Genomic DNA, 13,711 nt, shown 5'->3' with positions numbered 1-13,711 from the left:
GTCTCGGCGTCTGCCCTCGACTCTCGAACCTCATGGTGAGGAGCGCCGCGCCCATCAGCTCGCTCTTGCGAAAGCGACAAGCTCGCGGCGCGTTCGGGCGATGCACTTGCATCGCCCTGAGAACCATGAGGCCCGAACTGGGGCCTCGCCCTTCGAGACGCCCGCCTCCAGCGGGCTCCTCAGGGTGAGGAGTGGAAGCTGTTTACTGGTAAGGGGCTGCGCAATCGCGCGGCCCTTTTGCGTTGCGGCACCGATTGCGCCGGTTGGTCGCTCCAACAAGCGTTGCCTTGTCGACTTGCTTCCTCCACACTCGCGTGCAGCGATGGCGAGATAACAACCAAGAAGAACCATCGACAAACATCACCGGAGGGAGGACTCGCATGAGAACGTCACTGTTCGGTCTCGTCGGCGTCAAGGCGTGGGCCATCGCGCTTGCTGCGTCGCTGACCGTCGCGCTGCCTGCATCATCCGCCTACGCCCAGAAGAAATACGACACCGGCGCCACCGACACCGAGATCAAGATCGGCCAGACCGTGCCGTTCTCCGGCCCGGCGTCCGCCTATGCCGGCATCGGCAAGACCCAGGCCGCCTATTTGCGCATGATCAACGAGAAGGGCGGCATCAACGGCCGCAAGCTCAATCTCATCCAGTATGACGACGCCTATTCGCCGCCCAAGGCGGTGGAGCAGGTGCGCAAGCTGGTCGAAGGCGACGAGGTGCTGTTCACCTTCCAGATCATCGGCACGCCGTCGAACGCCGCCGTGCAGAAATATCTCAACGCCAAGAAGGTGCCGCAGCTCCTGGCCTCGACCGGCGCCTCGCGCTTCACCGACCCGCAGAACTTCCCGTGGACCATCGCCTATAATCCGAACTACCAGTCGGAGGGGCGGATCTACGCCAAATACATCCTCGCCAATCACCCCAACGCCAAGATCGGCATCCTCTACCAGAATGACGATCTCGGCCGCGACTACATCGCCGGCCTGCGCAGCGGCCTGGGCGCCAAGGCCGATACGATGATCGTGTCGGAGGCGTCCTATGAGCTGTCCGACCCGACGGTGGACTCGCAGATCGTCAAGCTGAAGGCGTCCGGCGCCGACCTGCTCTACAATGCTTCGACGCCGAAATTCGCGGCGCAGGCGATCAAGAAACTCGCCGACCTCGCCTGGAAGCCGGTGCACATCCTCGACATCAACGCTAGCCCGGTGTCGGCCACGCTCAAGCCGGCCGGCCTCGACATCTCCAAGGACATCATCAGCACCAACTACGGCAAGGACCCGGCCGATCCGCAATGGAAGGACGATCCAGGCGTGAAGGCCTATTTCGAGTTCATGGACAAGTATTATCCGGAAGGCGACAAGCTCAACACGGTCAATACCTACGGCTATTCGACCGCGGAGCTCCTGGTGCAGATCCTGCGCCAGTGCGGCGACGATCTCACGCGCGAGAACGTGATGCGGCAGGCCGCCAGCATCAAGGGCTACGTCCCGAGCCTCGCGCTGCCCGGCCTCTCCATCAACACCTCGCCCACCGACTTCCGCATCAACAAGCAGATGCAGATGATGCGCTTCAACGGCGAGCGCTGGGAGCTGTTCGGCCCGATCATCGAGGATACGGGCGCGTCAGGTTAGGTTACGCGAGAAGCGTTGATCGCGACCATTCGGCGCGAGAGAGTGCAGACCGCGCCAAACACTCGGCTGCGCTCCCTCCCCCCTTGTGGGGGAGGGTTGGGGAGGGGGGGTACTCCGGGCGACCGTCTCCGTGGCTACCCCCCTCCCTAGCCCTCCCCCACAAGGGGGGAGGGAACGGACTATTTCCGTGGTCAGCACGGTGGCCCAATCGCTGCCGACAGCCACGCAGCGTGGCGGGATAGCCGCACCGTTGCCCAAGACGCCGCCGTCATGCCCCCCGCAGGCGAGGCATCCAGTACGCCGCGACGTCTCGGGTGATCACAACCGTCTCTGGAATGCTGGGACACCCGCCTTGCGGGTGACGACACTTGTTGCGACAGCAATCGCCTTCGCCTCGCACGGGCGTATCAGTCGCTGCTGACGCTGCCCAGATCGCGCTGCTTGACGACCCGGTCGATCAATCCCCAGTCCTGAGCCTCGTCCGCCGTCATGAAATGATCGCGATCGAGCGTACGCTCGACGTCCTCATAGCTGCGGCCGCAATGCTCGGCATAGAGCCGGATCATGCGGCGCTTGGTCTGCTCCATCTCCCTGGCGTGGATCATGATGTCGGACGCCTGGCCCTGAAAGCCGCCGAGCGGCTGATGGACGTGGAGGCTGGCATTGGGCAAGGCTGTGCGCTCGCCGGGTTCGCCCGCCATCAGCAGGAACGATCCCATCGACCGCGCCGTGCCCATGCACAGCGTGTGCACCGGCGCCTTGACGAATTGCATCGTGTCGTACATCGCGAGCCCGCTGGTGACCACGCCGCCGGGCGAATTGATGTAGAGGTGGATCGGCCGCTTCGGGTTCTCGGCTTCGAGAAACAGCAATTGCGCGCAGACCAGAGCGGACACGGTGTCGTTGACCTCGCCATTGAGGAACACGATCCGTTCGCGCAGCAGCCGCGAATAGATGTCGAAGGACCGTTCTCCCCGGCTGGATTGCTCGATGACCATCGGGACGAGCTGCATCGTTTCGCGCATCGGCGACCTCCAGGTTAGGTGGTTTGGTGAGACGTGACGGGCTCAGGCCGCGCGCATCAAAGAGCGCGCGTTGCTGTTGGCCGCCCGTGGCATCAGCATCATCGCGCGTGCGACGGCCAGTCCGTGAATGATTCGGAGCCGCGTGCCGCCGACCGCATTCGGCATGACCTGGAAGGTGACGATGCTCTCGAGGAACGGCGGCTCGTCGTCGCGCATGCGGTAGCGGACCTCTTCGCCCGGCTTGGACGAGATCGGCGCCGCATCGGCGAGATCGCCATTCGGCAGCCAGCTGTCGCGCAGGGCGGGAATGCTGAGCGCGCGCCAGACCTTCTCCGGCGGGGCGTCGAGGTCGTAGTCGAGAACGAGCTCTTCGTCCCGCTGATCGGCCTTGAGATCGGTCATTGGTCCATGTCCTTCAGCAAGGTTTTCAATGCATCGACGCGTGACGGCCAGTAGGCGCGGTACTTCGAAAGCCAGCGCGCGATCTGCGCTAGGCCATTCGGATCGACCTCGTAGTTGACGAAGCGACCCTGCCGTTCTTCCCGCACCAGTCCGGCATTGCGCAGCACAGCCAGGTGCTGCGACATCGCCGGCTGGCTGATCGTCATGCCCTCGCGCAGCGCGCTCGCATTCATGGGGCCGGCCGCCAGCTTCTCGAAGATCGCATGGCGCGTCGGATCAGCCAGGGCCTTGAAGATGTCACTCTCGATCATGACGAGACATAAGCATATACTTATGTAATACGCAAGCGGCTCCGATTTCCTTTGAATGAAGATGTGTTCGGGCAGCGACGCGGATAAGCGCCGCCGTTGGCACGCTCTTACCCAGCCATCGCTGCGCTCCCTCCCCCCTTGTGGGGGAGGGTTGGGGAGGGGGGTACTCCGGGCGACCGTCTCCGTGGCTACCCCCCTCCCTAGCCCTCCCCCACAAGGGGGGAGGGAACGTACCGTTTGTGTGGCGAAGGCAAGGGTCCACGCACGACGACAACAAACTACACCGGCACCTCGCCGAAATTCTTCCCCACCGGCAGCACCGCGTGCCGGATCAGCCGCGAGTCCTCCACCGCCGCCTGGCGATGCTTCACCGCCTCGCGATAGACGGGGTCACGGATCATCTCGACGAAGGCCTGCACGCTCGGATATTCCGCGATGAAGCAGTGATCCCAGCGCTCCGTTTGCGGGCCGATGAGCATCAGCTCGAAGCGGCCCTGCCAGACGATGCGGCCGCCGAGGCGTTCGAACACCGGGCCGCTCTCGCGACCGTAAGCCGCATAGGCTTCAGCGCCGCTGACTTTGCGGCCGTCGGGATAGGCCGCCTCCTCGCGCAGCCGAACCAGGTTCAGCATGTGGATCGGCCCGGGCCGATCGTTGTCGCGAAACTGCGCGAACACCTCCTTGGTGGGATCGATATGGCCCATCAGCTTCCTCGCTTGTCGTTGTTCACCTCGGCTTAACCATAACGCGGCGTTAGCACCGCGGAACTCCTAATTGCGCGTTAAGCTTTTCCTAACTGCCCCTTAAACTCCGGACATTACCGTGATCGGACGGCAGGGCTCGGGTTGCGTATGGCGCGGGGACGGAAACAGGGCGGCGGCGGACGCAAGGAGCCGCGATTCGGCCTTGCGGCGGCGATGGCCGACCTGCGCCTCGATCCCAAGGACCGCATTCCGGCGGGCGAGGACGCGCCGAAGAAATCGGCGAAGAAGAAACCGGTTCAGCCGGACGACGAGGACGATGTGCCGGCGCGCGAGCCGAAATCCACTCCCCCGAAAGCAAAGCCTGCCCGCGGCAAATCACGCTGGGGACTATCGATCGGCCGCATGGCCTATTGGGCTGTCGTGTGCGGCCTGTGGGGCGTGATCGCGCTGGTCGGCGTGGTGATCTGGGCCGGCGCGCATCTGCCGCCGATCCAGTCGCTGGAGATCCCCAAGCGCCCGCCGACCATCGAGATCGTCGGCTATGACGGCACCATGCTGGCGCAGCGCGGCGAGATGGCCGGCGCCAATGTCGCGCTGAAGGATCTGCCGCCCTATCTGCCGAAGGCGTTCATCGCCATCGAGGACCGCCGCTTCTATCAGCATTTCGGCATCGACCCGATCGGCATTGCGCGCGCCGTGGTCGCCAACATCCTGCATCGCGGCGTGTCGCAGGGCGGCTCGACCCTGACGCAGCAGCTCGCCAAGAACCTGTTCCTGACCCAGGAGCGCACCCTCGCCCGCAAGCTGCAGGAGGCGGAGCTCGCGCTGTGGCTGGAGCGCAAATATTCCAAGCGCGAGATCCTCGAGCTCTATCTCAACCGCGTCTATTTCGGCTCCGGTGCCTATGGCGTCGAGGCCGCCGCGCAGCGCTATTTCGGCAAGTCGGCGCGGCAGGTGACGGTGGCCGAGGCCGCGATGCTCGCGGGCCTCGTCAAGTCGCCGTCGCGGCTGGCGCCGAACCGCAACCCGGAAGGTGCCGCCAAGCGCGCGCAGACCGTGCTGGCTGCGATGGCCGATGCCAAGTTCATCACCGACGCGCAGGCGCAGGCCCAGATCGCGCATCCTTCCGTGGCGGTGAAGCCGGCCGGCGCCGGCACCGTCAACTACGTCGCCGACTGGATCGGCGAGGTGCTCGATGATCTCGTCGGCCAGGTCGAGGACTCGATCGTGGTCGAGACCACGATCGATCCGAAGCTGCAGAGCGTCGCGGAGGCCGCCATCATCGACGAGCTCGCGGCCAAGAGCGTGAAGTTCAATGTCAGCCAGGGCGCGCTGGTGGCGATGACACCTGATGGCGCGGTGCGCGCCATGGTCGGCGGCCGCAATTATTCCGACAGCCAGTTCAACCGCGCTGTCACCGCCAAGCGCCAGCCCGGCTCGGCGTTCAAGCCGTTCGTCTATCTCACCGCGATCGAGCAGGGGCTGACGCCGGACACGGTGCGGCAGGACGCTCCGCTGGATCTGAAGGGCTGGCGGCCGGAGAACTACACCCGCGAATATTTCGGCCCGGTGACGCTGACCCAGGCGCTGGCGATGTCGCTCAACACCGTGGCTGTGCGTGTTGGTCTGGAGGTCGGCCCGAAGAACGTCGTCCGCACCGCGCACCGCCTGGGCATCGCCTCCAAGCTCGACCCCAACCCGTCGATTGCGCTCGGCACCTCCGAAGTGTCGATGATCGAGCTGGTCGGCGCCTACGCGCCGTTCTCCAATGGCGGCCTCGCGGTGTCGCCGCATGTCGTCACGCGGATCAAGACGCTCGACGGCAAGCTGCTCTACATGCGCCAGACCGAGCAGGCCGCGCAGGTGATCGACCCGCGCAACGTCGCGATGATGAACCAGATGATGCAGGAGACGCTGATCTCCGGCACCGCCAAGAAGGCGGAGATCCCCGGCTGGGTCGCCGCCGGCAAGACCGGCACCAGCCAGGATTTCCGCGACGCCTGGTTCATCGGCTACACCGCGCGCCTCGTCACCGGCGTCTGGCTCGGCAACGACGACAACTCGCCGACCAAGAAGGCCACCGGCGGCGGCCTGCCGGTCGAGGTCTGGACCCGCTTCATGCGCGCGGCGCATCAGGGCGTGCCGGTGGCGGCGCTGCCGAACGCGCAAGGCGCGGGACTGCCGACCCTGGCGCAGATCGCCTCACAGATCACGGCGCCGTCAGCCCCTGCCCCCAATGCCGCCTACTCGGCGCGCTCGACGGCGCCGAGCCCTGCGCGCAGCAATGTGCGGCCCGAGCCCGCCGCCGGCCTCGACGGCTGGCTGGTGGACCGCCTGTTCGGCGGCCGCTGAGCTGATACCGATCTGATTGCGCCACACCCACCGTCATTCCGGGGCAAGGCCGCAGGCCTTGAACCCGGAATCTCGAGATTGTCCGGCGTTCTTTTCCAACAACATCGGGATTCCGGGTTCAATCGCCAACACGCGCAAGCGCGCGTTGACGACTGCCCCGGAATGACGATCCCAAGCGTTGGACGATGATCAGGCTTGGACGGCTAGCCCGCCGCAGCTGTCGCCGGGCGCGGCACCGACCCATCCTTCGCCGGCCCCGCCGCCTGCGCCAGGGCGCGTCCGATCTGGCGGAGCATCAGGCTGGCGCGATGGGCGCTGTAGTCCAGCAGCCAGCGGCTGAAGTCGCCGGCGGCCATCGGGCGGGCGAACAGGAAGCCCTGCATCGCGTCACAGCCGAGTTCGGCGAGCAGCTTGCGTTGCGGCTCGGTCTCGACACCTTCGGCCACCACCTTGACGTCCAGGCTCTGGCCGACCCTGACCACCGCGGTCACGATCGCCCGCGTGCCGCGTTCGTTCTCGAAATCGCGCATGAAGCTGCGGTCGATCTTGAGCTCGTGGATCGGCAGCTGCGCCAGCCGGCTCAGGCTGGAATAGCCGGTGCCGAAATCGTCCAGCGACAGGCCGACGCCCATGTTGCGCAGCTCGCTCATGGTCGCGATCACGGTGGCGCGCTCGTTGAGGATCACGCCCTCGGTGATCTCCAGCATCAGCATCTTCGCCGGCAGGTCGTTGGCCGCGAGAATCTGCGCCACCAGCGCCGCGAGATTGACGTTCTGGAAGTTGATCGGCGACAGGTTGACCGAGATGCAGGGGATGTCGAGACCGGCGCGGCGCCATGACGCCATCTGCTGGCACGCCGTCTTGATCGACCACACGCCGATCTGCTCGATCAGGCCGCATTCCTCGGCGAGCGGAATGAACTTGGCCGGCGAGACCTCGCCCAGCACCGGATCGTGCCAGCGTGCCAGCGCCTCGACGCCGTGGATGGCGCCGCTCTTGGTGCAGATCTGCGGCTGGTAGTGCAGGGTCAGCGCCTCGCTCGCGATCGCCTCGCGCAGCGCGCTCGAATGCATCAGCCGCTCTTCGGCGAGCTTGTCGATGTCGGCACTGAAGAAGCGGTAGGTGGCACGCCCGGCCCGCTTGGCCTTGTACATCGCCGCATCGGCCTGCTTGATCAGCGTGTCGATGTCCTTGGCATTGTCAGGATAGAGGCTGAGCCCCATGCTCGCGGACATCGGAACCTGGCGCTTGCCGATGGTCAGCGGCATCGCCAGCGCAGCCGTGATCCGCGCCGCAGTCAGCGAGGCCTCCAGGGCATCGCGATTCTGCAGCACGATGACGAACTCGTCGCCGCCGAGCCGGCCGAGAATGTCGCCGGCACGGATCTGCGCGCGCAGGCGGTTGGCGAAGCCGACCAGGAACTCGTCGCCCGCGGCATGACCCAGCGTATCGTTGATGTCCTTGAAATTGTCGGCGTCGAGGAACGCCACCGCGAGATGGCTGCCCTCCGGGCAGGCCTTGATCGCCTCGGCGATCAGCGAGGGGATGCGGGCGCGATTGGGCAGGCCGGTCAGCATGTCGTGATAGGCGACCTGCGAGATCGTCGATCGGACCTCCTGGCGCTCGATGGCCAGTGCGCCGAGCTGGACGCAGGCGGCGACGATCTGCTCATGCCAGGGACTGGGGCCGCGGCATTCCCGGAAGTAGAAGGCGAAGGTGCCGATGACCCGGCCATCCTTGCCCTTGATCGGGGTCGACCAGCAGGCGCGCAGGCCCGCCTCCAGCGGTCCGGCCTTGTAGGGCTGCCAGCGCGGATCGTTGTCGATGTCGCGCGCCAGCACCGGCTCGCAGAGATAGGCGGCGGTCCCGCAGGAGCCGACATCCGGTCCGATGGCTACACCATCGAGGCTTTCGGAATAGGCCGTCGGCAGGCTCGGCCCGCCGAGCGGATGGATCTTGCCATCGGAGTCGACATGCAGAAGCGAGCAGACCACGTCCGGGGCCAGTTCCTCGACCCGGCGGCAGAGCTGGTCGGCGATCGCCGCGATCGACACGTCGGAGGCCAGCGCCGCCATGATCAGCTGCTGCAGCGAGCGCAGCTGCTTGTTCTCCCGGATGTCGCTGAGCAGGCCGACCAGATATTTGACCTGTCCGCGCGCGTTGCGGTGCGCCTTGACGTGCGCCGTGGTCCAGATCTCGCAGCCCGCCTTGTCATAGATCAGCAGGTCCTCCTCGACGCCTTGCGCGTCGATGATGCACTGCTTCAACCGGTCGACCATCTTGGGGTCGGTGCAGGGCCCGACGAGGAGCTTCTCGACATCCTGGCCGAGCACCTCCTCCGAGCTGTAGCCGAAGATGCTGGCAAAGGCCGCGTTGGTATAGAGGACCTTCAGCTCGTGATCGGTGACGATGACGGCGCGGTTGCTGCGGTCGGCCACCGAGGTCAGCAGCGCGTTCTGCTCACGCAGGACCACGTCGGCGGTGATGTCCTGGAGGAAGAGGATCGCTTGCACTGGCGCCTGATCCGGCGAAAGCGCGCGCGCGCAGCATCGCAACCGGTTCCTTGAGCCGTCCGCATGCCGAAGGGTCAGCTCGCAAGGCTCGGAGTCCTGCTGTTGGCCCGCATCCGGGCCATCGCCATCGGCAGCGGTCGGTGCGGAGACCAGGTCGGCGGGCAGACCCAGGCTCTCGAGGTCGGCACCGATCAGCGCGGCCGTCTCCCGCCGGAGCAGCACCGAAGCCGCCCGGTTCGCGAAGTGAACACGGTGGTGTTGGTCGAGAAACAGGATCGCTTCGGAGGCGCGATCGAGCGCGGCCGAAAGCAGTTCGATAGACGCGGCCGGTTGGAACTCGCTTGCAAGCATCGTTCGATTCACGGGACACTGCACGTTCTGAGAGAACGATCTGCACTTGGGTTGCAGCGACCGACCCGGCAGCTCGCAGGGACGTCACCTTGGTTATCCGAGGTAAATCTGACGAGCACAGCGTTACAGCGACGTTAAGGCGCGGCCGAATGCGGCCGTCGCCTGAGGTTGCGCGCCGGAAGGCTTAAGAAATCGATAGCTGCCTTGCCCGTTCTGCTGGCAACGCGCGCAAAGAAAATGGCCCGCGCCAGGGGCCGGGCCATTTTGCTGTTCGATCGCAGGTCTGCGACGTCTCAATCCTCGACGCCATAGCGGTGCAGATCGTTGCCGCAGGTGTCGAGCCACTTCTTGGCGCGCTCGACCGAGCCGCAGATCTTGCCGCACACCTTCCAGAACCGCGGCGAGTGGTTCATCTCGATGAGATGGGCCACCTCGTGCGCGGCGAGATAGTCGAGCACGAAGGGAGGCGCGAGGATCAGGCGCCAGGAGAACGACAGCGAGCCGGCCGAGGTGCAGGAGCCCCAGCGGCTGGACTGATCGCGGATCGACAGCCGCTTCACCTTGACGCCGAGCTGCTCGGCATAGGCGTCCGAGGCCTTCTGCAGGTCGCGACGCGCCTCGCGCTTGAGGAAGTCGAGCACGCGACGCTCGGTGTGCTCGATCCCGCCGGCCACGCACAGGATCTTCTCGCCACTGTCTCGCGTCTCGGTCCACACGGTGCCGCGCTCGCCGGCGCGATGCACGATTTTGTGCGGCACGCCGCGCAGCGGCACCAAGGTGCCCGGCAGGAAGGGTGCTGCCTTCGGCAGACGGCCGAGACGCGCCGCGATCCACGCGCCATGACGCTGCGCGAAGTCTTTCGCTTCGACGATGGTGCCGCGCGGCGGCATCGTCAGGATCGCTTCGCGATCCGACGGATGGATTCTCAGTGTATAACGTCGCGCACGACGGTGACGCCGCAATCTAATCGAGTAGATTTGCGAGCCGTGCTTGACGAGAAGACGCGAGGGTTCGGCGGGCCGCCGATAGAGTAGCGCGCGAGTGGCCATTTCTGTCAGTCCGGGAGGGAAGAACTCGCCCGGATTTTGCCATATCCACCGCCAGGGAAAGCGCTCGGCGCAAAAACAAATCATTTGCCCAATATACAGGGGCTTCGGAGGTTCCGCACCCCAGAGCTTGGGCCTCTGCGCGCCCTCAAGAGTTGAGTTCAGGTTCAGAAGCGTCGCTCAAGCAGCGACGCCACATTCACTGCTTGAGTCACTCCTGAAATCGGGTTTTTGAAGTCCCTTCAAAGAGTTAACGCGCAGCCGGATTCGACTGCGCATCGCGCGCCCTCGCCCACTATTCAGCGGCAATTGTCAGGAGCGACTTCGGATCGGCCGCCGACAACATGAAGTCGTTGATGCGCGGCACGATCTCCGACTTGAATCGCGAACCGTTGAACACGCCGTAATGACCGACACCCGGTTGCACGTAGTGAACCCGGCGATGATCCGGGATCGACGAGCACAATGCATGCGTCGCTTCGGTCTGACCAAGACCGGAGATGTCGTCCTTCTCTCCTTCGACCGTCATCAGCGCGACGCGCGTGACCTTCGACGGATCGACCAGCGTGCCGCGGTGAGTCATCTCGCCCTTCGGCAGCGCGTGGCGGATGAACACCGTCTCCACCGTCTGCAAATAATATTCCGCAGCCAGGTCCATGACGGCGAGATACTCGTCGTAGAAGTCGCGATGCTTGTCGACCTGGTCGCCATCGCCCTTCACGAGGTTGGCGAACAGCGCCTTGTGGGCGTCGACATGGCGATCGAGGTTCATGCTGATGAACCCATTCAGCTGCAGGAAGCCCGGATAGACGTCGCGCATCACGCCGGGATGCGGGAACGGCACCTTGGTGATGACGTGGTTGCGGAACCAATCGATGCCGCGCTCCTGGGCGAGATTGTTGACCGCCGTCGGATTGCGCCTTGTATCGATCGGTCCGCCCATCAAGGTCATCGAGATCGGTGCGAACGGGTCGCGCTCGGCTTCCATCACCGACACCGCCGCCAAGACCGGCACCGCGGGCTGGCACACCGCCATGACATGCATGTTGGTGCCAAGGAAGCGCAGCATCTCGATGACGTAATCGATGTAGTCGTCGAGATCGAAGCGGCCTTCGGCCAGCGGCACCATCCGGGCATCGGCCCAATCGGTGATGTAGACCTCGTGGGTCGGCAGGAACGCCTCGACCGTGCCGCGCAGCAGCGTCGCGTAATGGCCGGACATTGGCGCCACGATCAGGAGCCGCGGCTGGGGCGCGCGCAGCGGGCGGATGTGCTTGCGGTCGAAATGCAGCAGGCGGCAGAACGGCTTTTCCCAGATCGAGCGGACCTCGACCGGCGTCCTGACGCCGTTGACCTCGGTCTCGTCGAGGCCCCATTCGGGCTTGCCGTAGCGGCGCGTGGTGCGCTCGAACAGTTCGCAGGCCGCCGCGATCGACTTGCCCATCTCGGTGTGCGCCCACGGATTGAGCGGGTTCTGAAACAGGATCTTGGTGGCGTCGGTGACAGCGCGCGCCGGATTGAGCGAGGCATGCGCCATTTCGTACATCCAGTACATCGGCGTCGTCAGGACCGGACTGCCTTCCGACGCCAGGGGCGGTGCACCGCCAAACTCACCTATCGGCATTCTCGTTCAACCCTCTCTGCAACGCAGCATACTGCCGAATGCGTAATTAAGCGTCAATGCGGTGTGTTACGAGTTGGTGCCTGAAAGCAGCGAAATGAGCCCGAAAATCCACGGGAAAACGCAATTATTCGCCTGACGACAGCAGCGAGCCGGCGCGGCGCGCGCTGCGTAACAGAGCAATGAATGCCGCAAACGACGCCAACAGCAGGGCGGCATTGAGCCCGAGCGCGGTCAGCATCAGGTCGGCCCGAAAGACGTGATCGGTCAGCAGCGCGCGCATGCCCTCGAACACGTAGGTCGGCGGCAAGGACCACGCGACGAGCTGCAGCCAGTGCGGCAGCACCTGTACCGGATAATAGACGCAGGCCAGCGGCATCAGCGCGAACATCAACGTCCAGACGATGCTCTCGGCGCCGAGCCCGTTGCGCAGCACCAGGCCGGACACGAAGATGCCGACCGCCCAGGAGGTGAAGATCAGGTTGCAGAAGAAGGCGATCAGCGGCAGGCCGAGGCTGTAGAAGTTGAAGTCGAAGAACCACACCGCGATCAGGGTCATCGGGATGATGCCGATGGCCAGCCGGACCAGGCTCATCGCCATCAGCGACAGCAGGAACTCGATCGGGGTGAGCGGGCTCATCATCAGATTGCCGATGTTGCGCGCCCACATCTCCTCCAGGAAGGAGATAGAGAAGCCGAGCTGCCCGCGGAACAGGATGTCCCACAGGATGACGGCGCCGATCAGCGTGCCGCCGGCACGGGCGAAGAACCCGGCATTGCTGGCGATGTAGGTCTGCAGGAAGCCCCAGGTGATGATCTGCAGGGTCGGCCAGTACATCAGCTCCAACAGCCGCGGCCACGACGACAGCAGGAGATACCAGTAGCGCAGGACCATCGCGCCGATGCGATGCGGCGCAATCGCTAAGGACAGATCGTTCATTGTGCCGCCTCCCGGTCGCGGCCGCGGGCCACGTCGAGAAAGACGTCCTCGAGCGAGGTGCGGTTGTAGCGCGCCATGATCTGGGCCGGGCTGTCGTCGTCCTCGATCCGTCCGCGCTTCATGATGATGACGCGGTCGCACAGGCGCTCCACTTCCAGCATGTTGTGCGACGCGAGCAGGATCGTGGCCCCGCGACGCCTGCGATAGCGCTCGAGGTGGCCGCGCACCCAGTCGGCGGTGTCGGGATCGAGCGAGGCGGTCGGCTCGTCGAGCAGCAGCAGCTCCGGATCGTTGATCAGCGCCTTGGCGAGCGCCACCCGCGTCTTCTGCCCGGCGGAGAGCTTGCCATTGGCGCGGTCGATGAAGTCGGTCAGGTCGAGCTGCGCGGCGAGCTCGGCGATCCGCTCCTTGAGGTGATCGACCGCGTAAAGCCGGCCGAAGATGGTGAGGTTCTGCCGCACCGTGAGCCGCATCGGCATGTCGACATAGGGGCTCTCGAAATTCATCCGCCCGAGCACGGACGCAGCCTCGCCCGGCATGGTGTGGCCGAGCACCTCGACGGTGCCGGAGGTCGGCTGCACCAGGCCCATGATCATCGCGATCGTCGTGGTCTTGCCGGCGCCATTGCCGCCGAGCAGCCCGGTGATGCTGCCGCGGGGAATCGCAAAGGAGATGCCGTCGACGGCGGTCGCCGTCTTGTAGATCTTGGTCAGGCTCGACACCGCGATGGCCGGCGAACCTGAACCCGAAACCGACGAAGGCGTCGGCGCTGCGTCATCTTGCATCATGTCGAGAGTTCATTGAGGCATTGTGCC

General features: G+C 65.1%; 11 protein-coding genes. 2 read left to right on the top strand and 9 right to left on the bottom strand.

From position 1 onward, the window contains the following. Positions 1–380: 380 nt before the first annotated feature. Positions 381–1,631 carry an ABC transporter substrate-binding protein gene (locus tag ACQR1L_RS12255; RefSeq protein ID WP_434858203.1) on the top strand — a complete coding sequence of 417 codons (1,251 nt, stop codon included), beginning with the start codon at positions 381–383 and terminating at the stop codon, positions 1,629–1,631. Positions 1,632–2,038: 407 nt separating this feature from the next. On the opposite strand, the gene ACQR1L_RS12250 is transcribed toward ACQR1L_RS12255, so the two are convergent. The 4 genes from ACQR1L_RS12250 to ACQR1L_RS12235 form a co-directional block, all read right to left on the bottom strand. Further along, the gene (locus tag ACQR1L_RS12250; protein ID WP_434858202.1) at positions 2,039–2,656 is read right to left on the bottom strand and encodes an ATP-dependent Clp protease proteolytic subunit; all 618 of its coding nucleotides are present in this window, start codon (positions 2,654–2,656) and stop codon (positions 2,039–2,041) included. A gap of 42 nt (positions 2,657–2,698) precedes the next feature. Further along, the gene (locus tag ACQR1L_RS12245) at positions 2,699–3,058 is read right to left on the bottom strand and encodes an SRPBCC family protein (protein WP_434858201.1); all 360 of its coding nucleotides are present in this window, start codon (positions 3,056–3,058) and stop codon (positions 2,699–2,701) included. Next, positions 3,055–3,387 (bottom strand): ArsR/SmtB family transcription factor, encoded by a 333-nt coding sequence (locus ACQR1L_RS12240; RefSeq protein WP_434858301.1) that lies wholly within the window; start codon positions 3,385–3,387, stop codon positions 3,055–3,057. Before ACQR1L_RS12240 ends, ACQR1L_RS12245 begins: the two co-directional genes overlap by 4 nt. Before the next feature lie 260 nt (positions 3,388–3,647). Then, positions 3,648–4,073: a DUF1330 domain-containing protein gene (locus tag ACQR1L_RS12235; RefSeq protein ID WP_434858200.1), complete on the bottom strand. Its 426-nt coding sequence runs from the start codon at positions 4,071–4,073 to the stop codon at positions 3,648–3,650. Positions 4,074–4,220: 147 nt separating this feature from the next. Between ACQR1L_RS12235 and ACQR1L_RS12230 the strand changes: the two genes are divergently transcribed. Further along, positions 4,221–6,425, top strand: a complete 2,205-nt coding sequence (locus ACQR1L_RS12230) for a transglycosylase domain-containing protein (protein ID WP_434858199.1) — start codon at positions 4,221–4,223, stop codon at positions 6,423–6,425. 203 nt (positions 6,426–6,628) lie between these two features. Here the strand turns inward: ACQR1L_RS12230 and ACQR1L_RS12225 are convergent, their stop codons facing one another. The 5 genes from ACQR1L_RS12225 to ACQR1L_RS12205 form a co-directional block, all read right to left on the bottom strand. After that, complete coding sequence (locus tag ACQR1L_RS12225; RefSeq protein ID WP_434858198.1) at positions 6,629–9,289, bottom strand: EAL domain-containing protein; 2,661 nt, start codon at positions 9,287–9,289, stop codon at positions 6,629–6,631. 293 nt (positions 9,290–9,582) lie between these two features. Next, positions 9,583–10,422, bottom strand: a complete 840-nt coding sequence (locus ACQR1L_RS12220) for a M48 family metallopeptidase (protein ID WP_434858197.1) — start codon at positions 10,420–10,422, stop codon at positions 9,583–9,585. 208 nt (positions 10,423–10,630) lie between these two features. Next, entirely contained in the window at positions 10,631–11,959 is a 1,329-nt protein-coding gene (locus ACQR1L_RS12215; RefSeq protein ID WP_434858196.1) for a polyhydroxyalkanoate depolymerase, read from the bottom strand. Between the two features lie 124 nt (positions 11,960–12,083). Beyond that, the gene (locus ACQR1L_RS12210; RefSeq protein WP_434858195.1) at positions 12,084–12,896 is read right to left on the bottom strand and encodes an ABC transporter permease; all 813 of its coding nucleotides are present in this window, start codon (positions 12,894–12,896) and stop codon (positions 12,084–12,086) included. Further along, the gene (locus ACQR1L_RS12205) at positions 12,893–13,684 is read right to left on the bottom strand and encodes an ABC transporter ATP-binding protein (protein WP_434858194.1); all 792 of its coding nucleotides are present in this window, start codon (positions 13,682–13,684) and stop codon (positions 12,893–12,895) included. The genes ACQR1L_RS12210 and ACQR1L_RS12205 overlap by 4 nt, the downstream gene beginning before the upstream one ends. Between the last annotated feature and the right edge of the window lie 27 nt (positions 13,685–13,711).

It is taken from the genome of Bradyrhizobium sp. HKCCYLR20261 (assembly GCF_051168435.1).
Lineage (GTDB): Bacteria > Pseudomonadota > Alphaproteobacteria > Rhizobiales > Xanthobacteraceae > Bradyrhizobium.
Note: the sequence above shows the minus strand (reverse complement) of the source record. Positions and strands in the feature narration are given on the sequence as shown.